15 protein-coding genes are annotated in these 19,546 nt (G+C 60.7%); 11 read left to right on the forward strand and 4 right to left on the reverse strand.

Features of this window, described 5'->3' with window-relative positions; translation table 11 throughout:
* Positions 1-40: 40 nt before the first annotated feature.
* The 6 genes from lepA (at position 41) to RCAS_RS08315 (ending at position 7,009) form a co-directional block, all read left to right on the forward strand.
* The gene (gene lepA, locus RCAS_RS08290; protein ID WP_041330438.1) at positions 41-1,849 is read left to right on the forward strand and encodes a translation elongation factor 4; all 1,809 of its coding nucleotides are present in this window, start codon (positions 41-43) and stop codon (positions 1,847-1,849) included.
* Between the two features lie 44 nt (positions 1,850-1,893).
* Positions 1,894-2,907: a peptidylprolyl isomerase gene (locus tag RCAS_RS08295; RefSeq protein WP_012120140.1), complete on the forward strand. Its 1,014-nt coding sequence runs from the start codon at positions 1,894-1,896 to the stop codon at positions 2,905-2,907.
* Positions 2,904-4,424 carry a nucleoside triphosphate pyrophosphohydrolase gene (gene mazG / locus RCAS_RS08300; protein ID WP_012120141.1) on the forward strand — a complete coding sequence of 507 codons (1,521 nt, stop codon included), beginning with the start codon at positions 2,904-2,906 and terminating at the stop codon, positions 4,422-4,424. The genes RCAS_RS08295 and mazG overlap by 4 nt, the downstream gene beginning before the upstream one ends.
* Positions 4,425-4,458: 34 nt before the next feature.
* Positions 4,459-4,659, forward strand: a complete 201-nt coding sequence (locus tag RCAS_RS08305; RefSeq protein WP_041330440.1) for a DUF951 domain-containing protein — start codon at positions 4,459-4,461, stop codon at positions 4,657-4,659.
* Between the two features lie 94 nt (positions 4,660-4,753).
* Positions 4,754-6,148, forward strand: coding sequence for an NfeD family protein (locus tag RCAS_RS08310; RefSeq protein WP_012120143.1), 1,395 nt, complete (start codon positions 4,754-4,756; stop codon positions 6,146-6,148).
* A gap of 15 nt (positions 6,149-6,163) precedes the next feature.
* Positions 6,164-7,009, forward strand: coding sequence for a slipin family protein (locus RCAS_RS08315; protein WP_012120144.1), 846 nt, complete (start codon positions 6,164-6,166; stop codon positions 7,007-7,009).
* On the opposite strand, the gene RCAS_RS08320 is transcribed toward RCAS_RS08315, so the two are convergent.
* From RCAS_RS08320 to RCAS_RS08330, 3 genes are all read right to left on the reverse strand, one after another.
* Positions 6,997-7,779, reverse strand: coding sequence for a tetratricopeptide repeat protein (locus RCAS_RS08320; RefSeq protein ID WP_012120145.1), 783 nt, complete (start codon positions 7,777-7,779; stop codon positions 6,997-6,999). The two genes, RCAS_RS08315 and RCAS_RS08320, sit on opposite strands and share 13 nt — an antisense overlap.
* Positions 7,780-7,855: 76 nt before the next feature.
* A complete protein-coding gene (locus tag RCAS_RS08325; protein WP_012120146.1) occupies positions 7,856-9,160 on the reverse strand; it encodes a glycosyltransferase in 1,305 nt (434 codons plus the stop codon).
* 2 nt (positions 9,161-9,162) lie between these two features.
* Positions 9,163-10,461, reverse strand: coding sequence for a glycosyltransferase family 4 protein (locus tag RCAS_RS08330; protein ID WP_012120147.1), 1,299 nt, complete (start codon positions 10,459-10,461; stop codon positions 9,163-9,165).
* Between the two features lie 107 nt (positions 10,462-10,568).
* Here RCAS_RS08330 and larB point away from each other — a divergent pair, with 107 nt between their 5' ends.
* The gene (larB, locus tag RCAS_RS08335; protein ID WP_041330442.1) at positions 10,569-11,282 is read left to right on the forward strand and encodes a nickel pincer cofactor biosynthesis protein LarB; all 714 of its coding nucleotides are present in this window, start codon (positions 10,569-10,571) and stop codon (positions 11,280-11,282) included.
* A 468-nt stretch (positions 11,283-11,750) separates the two neighbouring features.
* Positions 11,751-12,587 (forward strand): ATP-dependent sacrificial sulfur transferase LarE, encoded by an 837-nt coding sequence (gene larE / locus RCAS_RS08340; protein WP_012120149.1) that lies wholly within the window; start codon positions 11,751-11,753, stop codon positions 12,585-12,587.
* A 539-nt stretch (positions 12,588-13,126) separates the two neighbouring features.
* Here larE and RCAS_RS08345 read toward each other — a convergent pair.
* Complete coding sequence (locus RCAS_RS08345) at positions 13,127-13,792, reverse strand: hypothetical protein (RefSeq protein WP_012120150.1); 666 nt, start codon at positions 13,790-13,792, stop codon at positions 13,127-13,129.
* A gap of 2,293 nt (positions 13,793-16,085) precedes the next feature.
* On the opposite strand from RCAS_RS08345, the gene RCAS_RS08350 reads away from it, so the two are divergent.
* From RCAS_RS08350 to RCAS_RS08360, 3 genes are all read left to right on the forward strand, one after another.
* On the forward strand, positions 16,086-17,156 hold the full coding sequence (locus RCAS_RS08350; RefSeq protein WP_012120151.1) for a BMP family ABC transporter substrate-binding protein: 1,071 nt from the start codon (positions 16,086-16,088) through the stop codon (positions 17,154-17,156).
* Between the two features lie 222 nt (positions 17,157-17,378).
* Positions 17,379-18,494 (forward strand): ABC transporter permease, encoded by a 1,116-nt coding sequence (locus RCAS_RS08355; RefSeq protein ID WP_012120152.1) that lies wholly within the window; start codon positions 17,379-17,381, stop codon positions 18,492-18,494.
* Positions 18,495-18,505: 11 nt separating this feature from the next.
* Positions 18,506-19,546: an ABC transporter permease gene (locus RCAS_RS08360; protein WP_012120153.1), complete on the forward strand. Its 1,041-nt coding sequence runs from the start codon at positions 18,506-18,508 to the stop codon at positions 19,544-19,546.

Genomic DNA, 19,546 nt, shown 5'->3' on the forward strand with positions numbered 1-19,546 from the left:
CTATCTTGAGTGGTGGCGTCGCGTCTTTGGAACGATGAGCATGGTCGATCAGCAGCATATCCGAAACTTCTCCATCATTGCCCATATTGACCACGGAAAAACCACCCTGTCGGATCGGTTGCTCGAAATGACAGGCACGATCAGCGAGCGTGAGCGCCGTGAACAATTGCTCGACGCCATGGATCTCGAGCGCGAACGTGGCATCACGATCAAGAGCAAAGCCGTGCGCATGCACTACACGGCGCGCGATGGTCAGACCTACCAGTTTAACCTGATCGATACGCCCGGTCATGTCGATTTTGGCTTCGAAGTCGGGCGCGCACTCGCCGCCGGCGAAGGCGCCATTCTGGTGGTCGACGCATCGCAGGGCATCGAGGCGCAAACGCTGGCAAACGTCTATCTAGCGCTGGAGAATGACCTGACGATCATCCCGGTGCTCAATAAGATTGACCTGCCCGGCGCCGATCCCGACCATGTGGCAATGGAAATCGAGCAGGTGCTGGGTTTGCCTGCTGAGGACGTGCTGCGCGTATCCGCCAAACAGGGAGTCGGAATCGACGCATTGCTCGAAGCGATTGTCGAGCGCATTCCGCCGCCGCACGGACAGCACGACCGTCCGTTGCGCGCGTTGATCTTCGACAGTCACTACGACCCATATAAGGGTGTCATCGCCTATGTGCGCATCGTTGATGGCGCGCTGCCGGTTGGTGCGCGATTGCGTATGCTCGGTACCGGCGCCGAGGCGGACGCCCTGGAAGTGGGCGCGTTTCGTCCGCAGATGACGCCGCTCGATCTCCTCGATACCGGTGAGGTCGGATATGTCGCCACCGGTCTCAAGCAGATCGGCGAGTGTCAGGTGGGCGATACCATCACCCTTGCCAGCATGCCAGCCGAGATCGCGCTCCCCGGCTATCGCCCCGCCAAGCCAATGGTCTTCGCCGGTCTCTATCCGGTCGATACGAATGCCTATACCGACCTGCGCGATGCACTCGAGAAGTTGAAACTCAACGATGCGGCACTGTCGTTCGTGCCTGAAAAATCGGCGGCGCTCGGTTTTGGTTTCCGCTGCGGGTTCCTGGGACTGCTGCACATGGAGATTGTGCGTGAACGTCTTGAGCGCGAATATGGTCTTGATTTGTTGATTACCGCGCCAAGCGTCGAGTATCAGGTGTTGCTCTCGAACGGCGACGTAATCACCGTTGATAATCCGGCGGATATGCCGGACGCGGGGCGGATCGAGTCGATTGAAGAGCCGATCATGCTGATCACGATCATCACGCCGACGCGCTACATCGGCTCGATCATGGAACTGGTCACCGGCAAGCGTGGCGTCTTCGAGAGTATGGAACATCTCGATCCACAGCGGGTGGCGCTGAAGTACAAAATCCCGCTCTCTGAGATTGTGGTCGATTTCTACGATCAGCTCAAGTCGCGCACGCAGGGGTATGCATCGCTCGATTATACGCTCGCCGGGTATCAGCCCGCCGATCTGGTAAAACTGGACATTCTGGTGAATGGGCAACCGGTGGATGCGCTGTCGCTCATTGTGCATCGTGATTTCGCCTATGCGCAGGGACGCGCGCTGGTCGAGCGGCTGCGCAAACTGATCCCGCGTCAGATGTTCGAGGTTCCGATTCAGGCGGCGATTGGCAGCAAGGTGATCGCCCGCGAAACCATTCGGGCGATGCGCAAAGATGTGCTCGCTAAGTGCTATGGCGGCGATGTGACGCGCAAACGCAAATTGCTCGAAAAGCAAAAAGAAGGCAAAAAGCGCATGAAAATGGTCGGCAGCGTCGAGATACCGCAGGAAGCGTTTATGGCGGTGCTCTCGTTGAATGCCGATACGTAAGCCGTTTTTCTCCGGTTGGGCAACCATTGGTGAAAGGACTTTCCGTGAATCTCAAACATGCCATCGCCGCAGTTCTGGTCGTGCTGTCGCTTGCCGCGTGCGGCGCCGGATCGCAGACCGTTGCCAGGGTCGATAATGTGACCCTCACGCGCCAGGAGCTTGATCAGCGGATCGATCGTATTGAGAAAGGGCTTCAGCAGCAGGCGGGGACGGGGTTTCCATTGCCATCGCGCCTCGATATTGAACAAGAACTGGTCTCGCAATTCATTGATCAGCAGTTGACCCTTGGGTTGGCGCGGCAGCGCGGCATTACCGTCAGCGACGCCGATGTGAACGAGCAGATCGAGCGTTTCCGCCAGCAGATTCAGACGGGAAGCGGCATATCGCTCGAACAAGCCATCCAGGAGCAGCTCGGCCTGCCGGGTGAGTCATCGCCGGAGTTTCGCCTGTTCGTGACGTATTTCCTGGCGCGCCAGAAACTTGGCGAGACGCTGGTCTCCGAAGTGGACATCCGGCAGCGCATCTCCGACGAAGTGATGGCGGATACGCAGCGCATGGTCGATGTGGCGACAGTGGCGCATATTCTGGTGGCAACGGAAGACGAGGCGAAGCAGGTGATTGAGCGCCTCGACAAGGGCGAGGATTTTGCCGATCTGGCAAAGGAACTGTCGCAGGACCCCGGTTCGGCGGAAAATGGCGGTGTCTACGAGAATATCCAGCGTGGGCAGTTCGTTCCCGAATTCGATAAAGCCATGTTCGAGGATTTGCAGCCGGGTGAAACGACGAAGACACCGGTGCAGACGCAGTTTGGCTGGCATGTGATCCGTCTGGTGTCACGCGGGGAGGCGCCAGCGCTCGATCCTGCCAACGCGCCGGCGGTCATCGAGCAGCGGGTGGCGCAGGAACTGCCCTTCGAGCAGCAGAGCGCGCTCGAACGTCTGTTGCAGAGTGAAAAACAGAAAGCGATCCAGGAGCAGCGTCTGGTCGAGCCGACCTTCCCGACGCCAACACCCGAACCGTTGCCGACGATTGCTCCGTTACCGACTCCAGCGCCATGATCACGCTTGTGGGGCTTGGTCCCGGCGATCCGGGCTTGATCACGCGCGCGGCGTGGGAGATGATTTCCGCAGCGCGCGTGCTCTATCTGCGCACCGCTGTGCATCCGACGGTCGCTGCGTTGCCGCCGTCGGTCGTCGTGCGCGCCTTTGACGATCTGTACGAACAGGCAGAGCGTTTCGACGAGGTGTATGAGCGGATCGCCGATGAACTGATCGCGCGCGCGCGCGGCGGTGAGGCCGTGGTGTATGCGACGCCGGGCGACCCGCTGACGGCGGAAGCCACATCGCGCCATCTGCTGCGCCGCGCGCGCGCGCAGGGCGTTCCGGCGCGGGTTGTCCCCGGCGTCAGTTTTGTCGAACCGGTCTGTGCGCTGTTGGGTGTCGATCCACTCGAACATGGGTTGCAATTGCTCGATGCGCTCGATCTGATGGTCGGCGACACAACGGTCGATGCGCCTTCGTGGGCGTCGCTCCACGGCTTTACGTACACGCCGCCGCTCCTGCCGTTTCCGCTGACGCCGACGCGCCCGGCGCTGATCTGTCAGGTCTACAGCCGGTCGGTCGCGTCACACGTCAAACTGTCGCTCCTGGAACGCTACCCGGTTGACCATCTGGTGACGCTGGTGCGCGCCGCCGGGGTCGTCGATGCGGAGGCGGCGGTTGAATTGCCGCTCCACACGCTCGACCATCGCAATGATTTCGATCACCTGACGAGTCTGTTTGTGCCGCCACTGACGCCCCTTGCCGACCTGCGCGGACCGGACGGTGTGGCATATGTCGTCGCGCGGTTGCTTGGTCCGGGCGGGTGCCCGTGGGATCGTGAGCAGACTCCGCAATCGTTGCGGGCATCGTTGCTCGAAGAGGTGCATGAGGCATTGGAGGCGCTCGATGCCGGCAACGACGAGGCGCTGGTCGAAGAACTGGGCGATGTGCTGATCAATGTGCTGATGCTGAGCGAAATGGCGCGTCAGGCAGAGCGCTTCGACGCTGGCGAGGTGTTCAATGCCGTGGCTGGCAAGTTGATCCGCCGCCATCCCCACGTCTTCGGCGAGCTGGATGTCGCAGCGAGCGATCAGGTCTTGCACAACTGGGAAGCGATCAAGCGCGCCGAGCATGCCACAAAAGGGGTGTCACGCCAGAGTGCGCTCGATGGCATTCCGCCATCATTGCCCGCGCTGGCAGCCGCGCAGAAGGTGGTGTCGAAGGCCGCCAGAGCCGGGTTCGATGCGCCGGAGATTGACCACGCCTGGGATGCCCTGGCGGAAGAACTTGCCGAACTACGCGCCGTCACAACCGATCCTGCGCAGGCGGAAGCAGAATTGGGCGATCTGCTCCTGGCGGTTGCCCGTCTGGGGTGGCGGCTCGATGTGGATGCGGAAAGTGCGTTGCGCGCAGCGGTTGCGCGTTTTCGGCGCCGCTTCGCGCGCCTTGAAACGTTGCTCAACGGGCGCGATCTTCGCTCTCTGAGCATCGACGAAAAACTGGCACTGTGGGAACGCGCGCGTGACGATGGCTGATGCCGTGGACCTGCCAGGGTCCAGGGTGGAGGATATGCCAAAACCATTGCTCGACATTCGTGTTGGCGATGTTGTTCAGATGCGCAAGCCGCATCCGTGCGGCGGCGACACATGGCAGGTCGTGCGGATTGGCGCGGAAATTGGCATTCGTTGCCTCACCTGCCACCGAAAAGTGATGCTGTTGCGCTCTGATTTCGAGCGTCGGCTCAAACGCATCGTTGAGCGTGCAACGTAGTTGCTGGCGCTACTGGCATATGATCACAAATCGCGGTATCATGTGCAGTGGGTTCCATGCATGAAATATCAGCCTGGAAACGAGGCGCACCACGATGCCTGCAAACTGCTCCTCTCATCAGCGCAGCGGCATGCTGATTGCAGCGCTGGCGATTGCGCTGCTGCTCCTCGTCTGGCCCGCTGGAAGCGCGAGAGCGCAACAGAGCGGGGGCCCGCTGTACCTGATTGAAGTCAGTGGTATCGTTAGCGCACCGACGATTGATTATCTGCGACGAGCCGTGCAGATTGCGGAAGCGTCGAGCGCCGACGCGCTGATTATTTCGTACAGCAGCACCGGCGGCGTCCTTCGCGATGTGCGCGTCTTCGCGGCAGAAGTTGCTCAGGCGCGCGTGCCGATCGTGGTCTTCATTACTCCGCGGGGAACGCAGGCGGGTCCGGCCGGCGCTTTGTTCGTCACTGCTGCACACATCAGCGCCCTTTCGCCCGATACCAGTTTCGGCAGTCCTTTCCCGCTGGCGCAGGTGGACGATACGCTGAGCCAGCAAACGCGCGACCTTCTTCTCGATAATGTCAGTTCGCAAATGCGGAAATGGAATGAAACCCGTGGGCGGAACGCGGAATGGATCGACCGTGCGGTGCGTGAGGGGGTCATCCTCAACAATCAGCAGGCGATCAGCCTTGATCCTCCCGCAATTGACCTGGTGGCCGCCGATCTGCGTGAATTGCTGACGTTGATCGATGGGCGGATTGTCACCCTCGATGATGGTCGTGTGGTGCGTATTTCGTCCATCGGTCGCATGCCAACCCCAATCGAGCCGACCCTTTTCGAGAGCCTGCGCCTGGCGCTGACCGATCCGACTGTCGCGTTTGCGCTGCTGGTGCTCGGGTCGATGGCGATCTATCTTGAGTTGAACACGCCGGGGATCGGATTGTTCGCCGGCGCCGGGTTTCTGCTGCTGCTAGGCGCGGCTGCCGGGTTTCTTGCGCTTCCGGTGTTGTGGTGGGCAATGACATTGGTGATCCTTGGTCTGGTGCTGATCGGTGCTGAGTTTGTAGCGCCGACTCATGGCGGTTTGATGATCACAGGTCTGGTGATGCTCGGTATTGGCGGAGGAAATCTGATCGATGCGACACAGGCGCCCGGCGCCGGAGTCGCCTGGTGGGCGCTGTTGATCGTGATCGGCGGGATCGCGGCCACTGCTGCGCTGGGGTTGGCGCTTGCCCTGCGCAGTCGCAAACGTCCGGCAGCCATTGGAACCGAGGCGCTGGTGGGGCGCCTGGCGCAGGTGCGGCGGCGACTGGATCCGCGCGGGATGGTGTTTGTCGAAGGTGCGTTGTGGCAGGCGATCAGTGAGACCGATCCGGTGGAAGTTGGCGATTGGGTGCGCGTGGTCGCGGTGCATAACTTGCAGTTGATTGTGCGACCGCTCGAAAGCGAGGAGTCAACGACCCGCGAAGCGCAACCTCCTTCTACAGGACGTGTCGTCTAGGCAAAGGAGCATGTCATGGGTTCTGGAGCGCTTTTTTTGTGTCTCGGCGTTCTTCTGTTCGCCGTGTTGATGATCGGCTTTTCCGCCGTCAAGATTGTGCCGGAGTATGAGCGCGGCGTTGTCTTTCGACTCGGGCGATTGGTCGGCGCACGCGGACCGGGATTGTTCTTTCTGATTCCGATCATCGAGCGCATGGTGCGGGTCGATCAGCGCGTTATTACGATGGATGTGCCGCCGCAGGAGGTTATCACGCTCGATAACGTGACGATCAAGGTCAATGCAGTGCTCTACTTCATGGTGGTCGATCCCGAAAAGGCGATTGTGAAGGTGATGGACTATATTCGGGCGACCATGCAGATCGCGCAGACGACGCTGCGCAGTGTGGTCGGGCAGGTTGAACTCGACGAACTGCTGGCGCGTCGTGAGTCGATCAATGAGCGGTTGCAGCGCATTATCGATGAGCAGACCGAGCCATGGGGCGTCAAAGTCACGATTGTCGAAGTGAAGGATGTCGAGTTGCCGCAGGGGATGCAGCGCGCGATGGCGAAGCAGGCGGAGGCCGAGCGTGAAAAGCGCGCGAAGATCATCCACGCCGACGGTGAACTGGCTGCGTCGCGCATGCTCGCCGAGGCGGCCACAGTGATCGCCAGTGAGCCGGTGACGCTCCAGTTGCGCTATCTGCAAACACTGACCGAAATCGCCGTCGAGAAGAACAGCACGATCATTTTCCCGCTGCCGGTTGATACCATCAAAATCTTTATGGATGGTCTCGAACAGGCGCGACGTAATGGTGTTGCGCCGGTGGTGCGCCGTGAAGATGTGAGTGAACAACCGCGTGAGCACGATGGTCAGGCAGCGTGATCTTCACGCGCTGAGTGAATGGCCCGGTCAATCTCTGCAATGCGTTGACTCACAATCGCGCGTTGTGCGGCGCTGCAATGGGGCAACACTGCGCGCGCGGCGCTGAGCGCCAGCGCCGCTTCCGCCCATCTCTCCTCCTGCGCCAGATGATGCGCCAGTGCGCAACGCAGCGACGCCTCGGCGTCCGGCTCCGGGTGGTGCGCCAGCCCTGCGCGCAGTTGATCCTCGATCAGTTCGGCGCGCGCGCCGATGGCAGCCAGCGCCTGTGCCAGATGCAGGTGCGCTGCGGCATTCGCTGGATCCAACTCCAGCGCTCGACGCGCGGCGACTGCTGCTGCCTGCGGTTCTCCCTCTTCGAGGTAAGCGCCGCTCAGGGCTGCGGTGATTGCTGATCGGTTCGGCGCCAGACGCTGCGCGCGTTGCAACAACCGTACTGCTGTGGCGCTATCGCTGCGCGCCAGCGCAATGGCGCCGCGCAACGCCAGCGCATCCGGCGACCAGGGATGCAGCATGGACGCCACGGTCGCCAGCGCGTCGGCAGCCTCCCAGCGCGCCTGAAAGAGGGCGCGGCTGGTTAGATAGAGCGCCGTTATGCGGCTGATGAAGGTTACGACCAGCAGGGTCATTCCTGCTCCGATCCAGATCGATGGGACAATGGCGTTGATTGCGAGCAGGAGCGCGATGATGACACCTTCAGGGGCGATCCACAGTATCTGCGACAGCCAGCGTTTCAGCATCGCAGCATAGTCAGCGCCTGGAGCGGTTGCCATAGTCGTACTCCTTGATCATCTGATGCCGGACTTGCCAGCATCATATCAGGAGGTTGTGACAGCAACCGTCACTTTGTTATCTTCCTATCGGGTGAGCAACGCGCTCATCTGCCGTCTGGCTGAGCCTTGTCACATCGTTGAACTGTTCAATGGCGGTGCTGTAGACGGTCTCCAATCGCCCGGCTGCGGCGTCCCAGGTGTGGTGCTGTTCGACATATCGCCTTCCAGACGCGCCAATGGCAGCGGCGCGCTGCGGGTCTTCCATCAGGCGAAAGATGGCGTCGGCGTACTCGCGCGGATGTTCTGCCAGCAGCAGGTCGCGTCCTTCTACGGCATGCAGCGCGCGCGCTGCATGCCGCGCGGCAACGACCGGCGTTGCCATTGCCATGGCTTCGAGCACTTTGTTTTGAATGCCAACGCCGTAGCGGAGCGGGGCGACAGCCAGCGTTGCGCCGGCAATCGCCGGACGCAGATCGTCCAGGTAGCCGGTCACGGTCACGCGTCGGTCGGTTGCCAGCGCCCGCACCGATGGCGGTGGCGCGCTTCCGGCGATCACCACACGTATTTCGGGGCGGCGCTCCCAGACCAGTGGCATAATGTCGCGCACCAGGTGGAGCGCGGCGGCTTCATTGGCGTGGTAACTCATCTTGCCGCTGAAGACGATTGTTGCGCTCTCGCGCGCAATCGGTTGGGGAGCGAAATAGTCCAGATCGACGCCGTTGGGCACGACCGTGATGGCATCATGGACGTTATGGTTGGTGGCGCTGTCGCACCAGCGCTGCGGTTCGGGTTGAGGGTGTGGGCGCAGGTGTCGGCGGAGAGTGCGCAATGCCCAGGCATCCTCCGGCGATGACACGATAACCTGCTCGAAATGGCGGGTGTATCGCGCCTCATAAGCGCGAGTGCGCGCCAGATCGATCAGTGCGAGCATGCGGCTCTTGAGTGATGGGCTGCCACGAAGCGCGCGCTCGAACAGGAGACTGATGCTGTCCACCGAGTCGAGCACGGCGGGTGTGCGCAGAAGCGCATACCCCAGTGCTGATGCCCGCATATGCTCAATGTGGGCAATGTCGTACCGGTTGCTGCGATCTTCAGTGCGCACCGCTTCCAGCATGCGTTGACCGAAACTGAGCGCCGCCTGAAGCGGCAGGTCGCCGGGTAGTGCGCGCAGTGCATTCCAGAGCATTTCGGCTTTGCCCATGTGAACCGTCACGATCCGCGCGCATACCTCACGCAGCGCGCTGAGCGCCGGTCTGTCATCGGCATTGGCGCCGCACACCAGCGTGATGTGATGACCGCGCCTTGCCAGTGCGCGAATGAAGCCGTATGGCCGTACCCGAATGGCGGATGGAACATATGCGGAGATAAACAGAATATTCATCGTCAGCCCTCTTCGGCGCTTTGGATAGGCTTGCAGTTCTCAGTTTCCGGTTCTTGGTTCTTGGTTCTTGGTTCTTGGTTCTTGGTTCTTGGTTCTTGGTTCTTCATCCGCTCATACACCCGATCCATTGCCGGGCACACAGCGCGCCAGTCGTAGCGTTCGAGCAGGCGCCGACGCCCGGATGCCGCCAGTTGCGCGCCGAAGTCCGGGTCGCGCAGCAGGCGAACGACTGCATCGGCGAACGCCTCTGGTGTGTCGCCGACCAGCAGATGTTCGCCGGGAACCAGGTCGATCCCTTCGTAGCCAATTGTGGTCGAAACGACCGGAATGCCGCGCGCCAGCGCTTCGAGGATTTTCACGCGCATGCCGCCGCCGCTGCGCAAGGGAACGATCAGGCAGGCAGAGGCGGCGATGTATGGCGTGGGGTCTGGCACGTAGCCGGTCACCTCAATCGTCGGATCTTGTTCTGGCAGTGCGCGCACTTCTGGTACGGGGCGCTGCCCGACGATAAAGAAGCGCACTCCTTCAACCTGTTGTTTGATCAGCGGGTAGATACTGCGGGCAAACCAGAGCACGCCATCGACATTCGGGGGCCACATCATCGTCGCCAGGCTGAGGATGCCACGCGCATCCGGCTGACGCGCAATTGGCTGTTCCCGTTCGGCATCGACGGCAATCGGAATGACCGGAATATGGCGCTCTATCCCCATCGCGTCGATTAATGCCTGACGATCCTCGTGACTGACGGCTGTGACCGCCTCGAACTCGCGGCAGACCCGTCCCTCGTAGGTGCGCAACTGACGCCACTCACGTTCCCAGAGGAGCCGCTTGAGACCCCGTTCCTGTGCCGCTACCCGGCGAAAGACTGTCCACACGGCGTTGTGTTCGTCGAGCAGGCGCGGCAACGGCAACGGTTCGGCAAACTGCGCCATGTTGAGTTGATCCGCATGCACCAGGTCATACGGTCGTCCGGCGATCTCCGCTTCGCGCACCAGGCGTGTCAGCAACCGATGCATAGTGGCGCTATCATCCCGTTCGATGATCCATGAGCGTCCGCGCACCAGGCTGCCCGCCAGAGTCAGCGCATTCCGAACAGTGGATCGCCTAAGCGGTACGGTGTGAACTTCGGCAACCAGGTTGCGCAGGATGTTGGCATCGGCTTCTTCCTGGGCATTGCGCGTGAAGCAGACGAGTGTGACCCTGTAGCGCGCTGCCAGATGTCGCAGCAGGTGGTACGTCTTGACTTTCGGACCGCTGTCGGGCGGGTAGGGAACGATCTGGGTCAGCAGGAGAATGTTCATGGCAGACTATCTTTGAATATCAATCTGAGCGTGATTGTACGATGTCGGCATAAAAAGATGCTAAACTTTATGTGACGTGATGGTAACAGTGGAGTAATAATGTGTCTATGACCTCCGCGCGCGAGTATCTTGAACGGTTCGCCAATCTCGATCTGGGGCGCGCTGCGCGGAGCGGCGTGCCGGAGGTTGTGCTCGCCGAGGGTAAAACCGCTGAACAAACCATGGCCATTGCCCGGCGCATGCTCGATCAGGTTGGGCGCGTGCTGATCAGTCGCGTGTCGCCGGAGGTGCGAGCGGCGTTGCAGGAGGCGTTTGCCGACACGGTTGAGTGGACGGTCTATAGCGAAGGACGCACCCTGACGCTCAGTAAACCGGGAATTGCCCCGCCGCAGCGTGGTGGGCGCGTCGGCGTGCTGACCGCCGGAACCGGCGATCTGCCGGTTGCCGAAGAGGCTATCGCGCTGTGCATCGAAATGGGATGCGCAATCTGGCGCGCCAGTGATGTCGGCGTCGCGGGTCTGCACCGTTTGTTCGAGCCACTGCGTGCTATGCTCGACGCACCGGTCGATGTGATCATTGTCGCTGCCGGAATGGACGGCGCGCTGCCGTCGGTGGTGGCGGGTCTGGTCGATGTGCCGGTCATCGGATTGCCGACGTCGGTCGGGTACGGTTTTGGCGGCGGCGGCGTCGGCGCGTTGACGAGCATGCTGCAAACCTGCGCTCCCGGGCTTGCCGTTGTCAACATCGACAACGGTATTGGCGCCGGGGCGATTGCCGGGCGGATCGCCAATCGAGCGGCGGATGCCCGCAGGCTGAGATGACCGTCTGGCGGAGCTGACCGTCACCTGGGCGGGTGGGGCGACGACGAGGGATCGGCGCAACCCCGCTGGCGGCGGTGACGGTCATCTGGGCGAGCGGGGCGATGACGAGGGATCAGCGGCAGCCTCCTGGCAGTCAATCGCGAATGGGTCGCCTGGCGGAGATGACCGTCATTTGGGCGGGTGGGGCGACGACGAGGGATCGGCGCAACCCCGCTGGCGGCGGTGACGGTCATCTGGGCGAGCGGGGCGATGACGAGGGATCAGCGGCAGCCTCCTGGCAGTCAATCGCGAATGGGTCGCCTGGCGGAGATGACCGTCATTTGGGCGGGTGGGGCGACGACGAGGGATCGGCGCAACCCCGCTGGCGGCGGTGACGGTCATCTGGGCGAGCGGGGCAGCAACTGTGGGACAGGCGCCTCTGGAGCAGTTGACCATCAGCAGGTAGTTTGTCGAAGGTGACAATCATCTATGGAGACAACACTTGAGTTCAAATATGAACATCTCCAGGCGATCCTGCGCGAGATCGGTTCGGCGCTGATCGCATTCTCCGGCGGCGTCGATAGTACGCTGCTGCTGAAGGTGGCGCACGATACGCTCGGTGAGCGCGCCATTGCCGCCACTGCCGATTCCGAGACCTACCCACGCGAGGAACTCGAACAGGCGCGCGCCCTGGCGACGTTGATCGGTTGCCGCCATATCGTGGTATGCACCAATGAGTTGTCCGACGAACACTATGCGCGCAACCAGCCGGACCGCTGCTACTACTGCAAGCGCACGCTGTTCACCGAACTCCAACCACTGGCTGCCGAACTTGGCGTTGCCGCTATCCTCTATGGCGCGATGGCAGACGACATCGGCACACATCGCCCAGGTCACCGTGCGGCGATGGAGTTTGCTGTGCGCAGCCCGCTGATCGAAGCCGGGCTGGGAAAACAAGAAATCCGTGAACTGGCGCGGCGGCTTGGATTGCCAAACTGGAACAAGCCGTCGTATGCCTGTCTCTCGTCACGGATCGCCTATGGCGAACGGGTGACCGCCGATAAATTGCGAGTTCTCGACGAAGCCGAACGTTTCCTGCGTCACCTGGGGTTCACCCAGTTGCGTGTCCGCCACCACGACACGATTGCGCGCATCGAGGTTCCATCCGAAGACCTGCCTGCGGTTATCGAGCAGCGCGACGCCATTGTGGCGCGCCTGAAGGCGTTGGGGTATGTTTATGTCACTCTCGATCTTCAGGGATTCCGCAGCGGCAGCATGAACGAAGCGCGCCGGTCGTCGCTCGCTGATATTGCGTTGATTGAATAGTCTCGAGAAGACTGACGCAACGGTGCAATGGCGCAAAGAGTAGCGCCCCCGTACAGGACGGGGAGAGCGGCTCGAAAGAAGCCGGCATTCTACACATTGCGAAGTTTATAGGGTATCTCGAAGAAAGTATCGCCGAGCAACTGTCGGATTTGCTTCCCCTCGGATGTGGTTGCATGGTAGATAACAAGCGTCGCCCTGCCAGGGCAATGTTGGCTTTCTTCAATAGCGAACACGATAGCATTTGGGTTCAGTTGTTCGACCTGCGCTCGTGTACTTGCATGTTGCTCCAGAGCATGCTTGATCGCTTCTACGGATGGGAGTTCATCACACGATTGCTATTCGGGAAATGCTGTGCTACAGGTGATCAGCGACTAGATGACGTATAGGGCGATAACACATAGCAGTAGCTTCATAACAGTTCTCCTTCGACAGGCGGGGTTGAACCAGATTATGGCTGTAACGAGGCGGAGATACAGGCGCTTACCGTCGAGCGCCTCCCGGATATGATCTGGCAAGCAGTGAATGGGAGAATGGTTTGTCTATTCGTCCTCTCCCATCGCTTCGTCCAGTGTATGGCGCGCTACGTCGCCGCGCGCAATTAACGAGTCCTGAAAAGCGAGCAAGCGCAAGATCGTACTGTCTGTGATACCAGGACGTCTGCGCGCAATGATTGTCCTGGCTTCAGCAAATGCGCCGGCGCGACGCAGCAGATCCGCCGGGATAACGGTCTCCGCTCCGCGCTGCTCGGTGAACTCCTGCCCGGCTGCAATGGCACGCAAAACCGTATTGGCCGCTCTGATCCGACAGGTCTTCGCCGACTCAGATTTCTCCTCATCGTCGCATACCCGGGCGGCATGGACAATTGCCCATGCTGCTGCGGCATAGTCGCCTGCATGTTCATGAATCATCGCCTGGCATAAAAAATGGTTCGCCAGCTCAGGCATGGCGGGGTCCGCGAGTTGCGCCTGGTACTGTGTGCTTTTGACAATAACTTTTGCCTGCTTCGGCGCTTTGCTGACGTCTTCGGCGCAATAGCCGCACGCAGGACAGCATTGCACCCAGGCGAAGATCGTCGAACGCATCATCTCAGGCGGGCGCGAGTCGAGATCGGGCGAATCGAAAACCATCGTGCTGTCGATTTCGGTATATTCGTGTTCCGCGCGGCAGACGATGCAGGTTTTCGCCGTAAAGGAAATGGTGGTCATAGCGTTCTCCTCGCGCTGTGATACGGTGCTTTCCGGGAAACACTATCTCGCTGCGGGCTAAAGCCCTCGCTGAGGACGCGGTTTGATCGTGCTTACCGCGAGTGAAAGTTCCTTCAGGGCTGGCTTGCACGCCCGGCGTCGCTCGGTCCCCGGGGTGAAGTTGTGGCTCTCTTGCGCATTCGCCTGCATCCCGATCACGTGACATCTCTGCAGGGTTTGCCCGACCTGAACCAGAGCATATTGGACAGCGTAGCATGCAAAGGTAAGTTTCGCAACCGTCGCCTGCGGCTTACGGTTCTTGAGCGAATCCTTCGGTCTTGCCGAGTCCCGTCCGCGCAGGCAGGCTTGGCGCCCGTAGCCCGTGGCTTCAGCCGCCGGGCGGTCAGGCGGATGGCGGAACAATTATTCAAAAACCATCATTGACTTCACTGCAAAAAGCGGTAACCACGAAGGTTGCAAAAGAAATGCGCTTCATTATTCCCCTTCGTGCGCTTCGGGTCCTTGGCGGTCGAGCCGGTGTGCAGTGGACTCATCATTCTCACCAGCCCCGCAGGGGCTTTTCTGTCCTCAGCGAGGGCTTCAGCCCGCAGCGAAACGGCGGTTTCTGACACTTAATGCCTGCACCCTAACTTCACGACAACACGCAACCACGAAGGTCACCAAGGGACACGAAGGCAATGCGCTTCATTATTCCCCTTCGTGCGCTTCGGGTCCTTGGCGGTTGAGCCGGTGTGCAGTGGACTCATCATTCTCACCAGCCCCGCAGGGGCTTTTCTGTCCTCAGCGAGGGCTTCAGCCCGCAGCGAAACGGCGGTTTCTGACACTTAATGCCTGCACCCTAACTTCACGACAACACGCAACCACGAAGGTCACCAAGGGACACGAAGGCAATGCGCTTCATTATTCCCCTTCGTGCGCTTCGGGTCCTTGGCGGTTGAGCCAGTGTGCAGTGGACTCATCATTCTCACCAGCCCCGCAGGGGCTTTTCTGTCCTCAGCGAGGGCTTCAGCCCGCAGCGAAACGGCGGTTTCTGACACTTAATGCCTGCACCCTAACTTCACGACAACACGCAACCACGAAGGTCACCAAGGGACACGAAGGCAATGCGCTTCATTATTCCCCTTCGTGCGCTTCGGGTCCTTGGCGGTTGAGCCGGTGTGCAGTGGACTCATCATTCTCACCAGCCCCGCAGGGGCTTTTCTGTCCTCAGCGAGGGCTTCAGCCCGCAGCGAAACGGCGGTTTCTGACACTTAATGCCTGCACCCTAACTTCACGGCAACACGCAACCACGAAGGTCACCAAGGGACGCGAAGGCAATGCGCTTCATTATTCCCCTTCGTGCACTTCGGGTCCTTGGCGGTTGAGCCGGTGTGCAGTGGACTCATCATTCTCACCAGCCCCGCAGGGGCTTTTCTGTCCTCAGCGAGGGCTTCAGCCCGCAGCGAAACGGCGGTTTCTGACACTTAATGCCTGCACCCTAACTTCACGACAACACGCAACCACGAAGGTCACCAAGGGACACGAAGGCAATGCGCTTCATTATTCCCCTTCGTGCGCTTCGGGTCCTTGGCGGTTGAGCCAGTGTGCAGTGGACTCATCATTCTCACCAGCCCCGCAGGGGCTTTTCTGTCCTCAGCGAGGGCTTCAGCCCGCAGCGAAACGGCGGTTTCTGACACTTAATGCCTGCACCCTAACTTCACGACAACACGCAACCACGAAGGTCACCGAGGGACACGAAGGCAATGCGCTTCATTATTCCCCTTCGTGCACTTCGGGTCCTTGGCGGTTGAGCCGGTGTGCAGTGGACTCATCATTCTCACCAGCCCCGCAGGGGCTTTTCTGTCCTCAGCGAGGGCTTCAGCCCGCAGCGAAACGGCGGTTTCTGACACTTAATGCCTGCACCCTAACTTCACGGCAACACGCAACCACGAAGGTCACCAAGGGACGCGAAGGACATGCGCTTCATTATTCCCCTTCGTGCGCTTCGGGTCCTTGGCGGTTGAGCCGGTGTGCAGTGGACTCATCATTCTCACCAGCCCCGCAGGGGCTTTTCCGTCCTCAGCGAGGGCTTCAGCCCGCAGCGAAACGGCGGTTTCTGACACTTAATGCCTGCACCCTATGCGCCTACCCCTGCCATTTGGCATCCAACCACGACTATGCTATAATCCGCCCGATTCCGGGAAATGGCTTCAAAACGCCGATTATTGTGCTGTGGCCACCACAACGGTGTTGTTGAAGCCGTGTGCAGATTCCTTACCCGCGCCCTGTGAGGCGCATAGTACAGGAGGCGAGAATGAAACGGCCGGTTTCTCTCATCATCCTGCTGCTCGTCTCGGTGTTGATTGCCGCATGTGGCGGGCAGCAGACAGTCACCCCAACGACCGCCCCCACCGGCGCAACTGCCGCGCCGGCCAGACCCACTGAAGCAGATTGCCCCAAACCCGAAGTTCTGTGTGTCGGTCTCGTGACCGACGTGGGCGAGATCGACGACAAGAGCTTCAACCAGTCCGCCTGGGAAGGGGTCAAGCGCGCCGAAGCCGAATTGGGCGCGATCGTCAACTATGTCGAGACAAAAGACGCCAAGGATTATGATGCGAACATCGCGTTGTTCACCGAGAAGGGGTACGATGTGATCGTTACCGTTGGCTTTGCGCTCGGCGAAGCGACGGCGAAGGCTGCGGCGGAGAATCCGAATGTGAAGTTCATTGGCGTCGATCAGTTCCAGGCAACGGAAATTCCGAATGTTGCGGGCCTGATCTTCGCTGAGGACAAGGCGGGTTTCCTGGCGGGCGTGCTTGCAGCGGAAATGTCGAAGAGCAACAAGATCGCCGCTGTGCTCGGCACCAACCTGGTTCCGCCGGTTGTCGCCTTCAAGGAAGGGTACGAGAATGGCGCGAAGTATGTCAAGCCCGATATCCAGGTGATCTCGACCTACCATCCGGGTGGTCTCGATACGGCGTTCACCGACCCGAAGTGGGGCGCCGACCAGGCAAAACTGGCGATTGACCAGGGCGCCGATGTGATCTTCGGCGCTGGCGGCAAGACTGGCAACGGCGCGCTGATCGAGACGGCAGCCAACCAGGGGGTGTACTGCATCGGTGTCGATACCGATCAGTGGGAGACGGTGCCGGAGGCTCGCCCGTGCCTGATCTCGAGCGCAATGAAACTGATTACGCCGGGTGTGTTCGACCTGATCAAGAAGGCGCAGGAAGGCGCGTTCCCTTCTGGCAATTATGTCGGTGAAGTCGGGCTGGCGCCGTTCCACGACTTCGATGCCCAGATCCCGGCTGAGGTGAAAGCGAAGATCGCCGAGATCGACAAAGGCCTGCGCGATGGTTCAATTTCGACGGGATATACTCCGTAGATGTCGAACATGGAGGGCTGTGTTCTGCGAGGGCGACGCTTCTCGGAGATGAGCATTCCGTCCTGATGCCTTTTTGTCCTTATCCTCTGCCCCCTCTCCGGTGGCGCCGGAGAGGGGGATCTCAGGCATGCTGAGAACCAAACCACACGGTACAGGTACGGGCTTGTCCACAATCCTTTAGCCGCCAGGCTCCAGGGTTGCCCCATCAGGAGCATACGTTCTATGGAACGCGCTGAATCGCAATCTTCTCCGCAGGCGGATCGTCTGGCGCCACTGCGCGGTCTGCTGCGCGCCATGATTGTGCCGGTTATTTCAGTCGTGGTGGCGCTGGCGATTGGCGCGGTGATCATCTCGGTCTCCGGGGCGAACCCGCTGGTGGCGTATCGTGCTCTGTTCGAGGGAGGGTTGGGGAGCGCGCGGGCAATCGGGCGCACATTCGAAAAGGCAACGCCGCTGATCTTTGGCGGTCTGGCAGTATCGCTGGCGTTCAAGTGCGGGTTGTTCAATATCGGCGCGCAGGGTCAGTTGTTGCTCGGCGCCGTGTTTGCAGCGTTTATTGGCTTCAGCCTGCAAGGACTGCCCGCCATGGCGCATATTCCGCTGGCGCTGCTGGTTGGGGCGATCATGGGCGCGCTGTGGGCAGCGATTGCCGGTACGCTTAAGGCGTTCACCGGGGCGCATGAAGTCATCACGACGATCATGCTCAATTTCGTCGCTTTCAACCTCACCGACTGGTTAGCGGACGGACCCTGGAAGGATCGCTCGCCGGGGAATATTGTGGCGCGCACGCCTGCCGTGGCGCCCGAAGCACGCCTGCCCGACATCGCCGGCGTACCACTCGGGATGATCCTGGCGGTGCTGATGGCGATTGCCGTCTGGTGGTTGATCTGGCGCACAACAATCGGGTTCGAGTTGCGCACCGTCGGGCAGAATGCGAGTGCGGCAAAGTATGCTGGTATCTCGGTGCGTCGCATGACCGTGCTGGCAATGGTCGCTAGCGGCTTCCTGGCGGGGCTTGGCGGGGCGATCGAGACGCTTGGCGTCGTCGGGCGGTTTCAGCCGGGATTCAATGCCGGTCTTGGCTTTCAAGCGATCACCATTGCGCTGCTGGCGCGCACTCATCCAATCGCAGTCGTTCCGGCGTCGCTCCTGATCGGCGTCATGCAGGCGGGCGCCAGTCGTATGCAATTCAATTCGGGCGTGGCCTCCGAAATTGTCGATGTCATTCAGGCGATCATCCTCTTCTTTGTCGCTGCCGAGAGCCTTATTCGCTGGGTGCTGCGCCTTCGCGCCGAAGAGGGTGAACGGGTGACCCTGAGCAGTGGTTGGGGTTCGTAGGGGGAAGGGGCATGCAGATCACGGGTAGTATTGCGCGACCCTCGGCGGCGCGGATCCCTTGGGTGACGGTTGGGGTGTGGGGTGGGCTGCTCCTCCTGGTTTTGATCGCCTATGCGCGCGCGCCACAGGCGACGACCGCAGTGCTGACCTCGACGATCCGCCAGTCGACGCCAATTATCCTTGGGGCGCTGGCGGGCATTATGTGCGAACGCTCAGGTGTCATTAACATCGGCATCGAGGGGATGATGCTGCTCTCCGCGTTCCTCGGCTTTCTGTTCAATGTGTGGACGGGCGACCTGTTCCTGGCGACAGTGGGGGCGCTGCTTGTCGGTGCGGCGGTGGGCGCATTTCATGCGTTGATGTCGATAACGCTCAAGGTCGATCAGATTATTGCCGGAACGGTCATCAATATTCTTGCCGTGGGTCTGACCGGCTATTTCTACCAGCAGGGTCTGACGACACGCGGCAAGTTTTCGCCGGTGAGCATTCCGGTGCTGGCGGATATTCCGATTATCGGTCCGGTGTTTTTCAGCAACCCGCCGATCACCTACGCTTCGCTGATCCTGATCGTCGTCATTCATGTGCTCCTGTTTCGCACCGCCTGGGGGCTGCGCACGCGCGCCGTCGGCGAACATCCCGCCGCTGCCGATACCGTCGGTGTTGCGGTCAATCGGGTGCGCTACATAAACGTTATTGTCGGTGGCATGCTCGCCGGGCTGGCAGGCGCGTTCCTGACGCTCGAATCGGTCGGTTCGTTCGAGCGGAATATGACCAACGGGCGCGGCTTCGTGTCGCTGGCGGTGATGATTTTCGGCAAATGGACGCCGTTTGGCGCGTGGGGCGGGTCGCTGCTGTTCGGTTTTGCCAATGCGATGCAATCACAGATTCAGTTCCTCAAGAATCAACTCCCATCCTGGTTGGCGTGGATCGGCGATCTGCCGCCGCAGTTTATCGGGATGTTGCCGTATGTGTTGACCATCGCCGTGCTGGCCGGCTTCGTCGGGCGCGCCCGCCCGCCTGCCGCAATTGGGAAGGTGTACGAGAAGGAATGA

The organism is Roseiflexus castenholzii DSM 13941 (genome assembly GCF_000017805.1).
In the GTDB taxonomy this organism is placed as follows: domain Bacteria; phylum Chloroflexota; class Chloroflexia; order Chloroflexales; family Roseiflexaceae; genus Roseiflexus; species Roseiflexus castenholzii.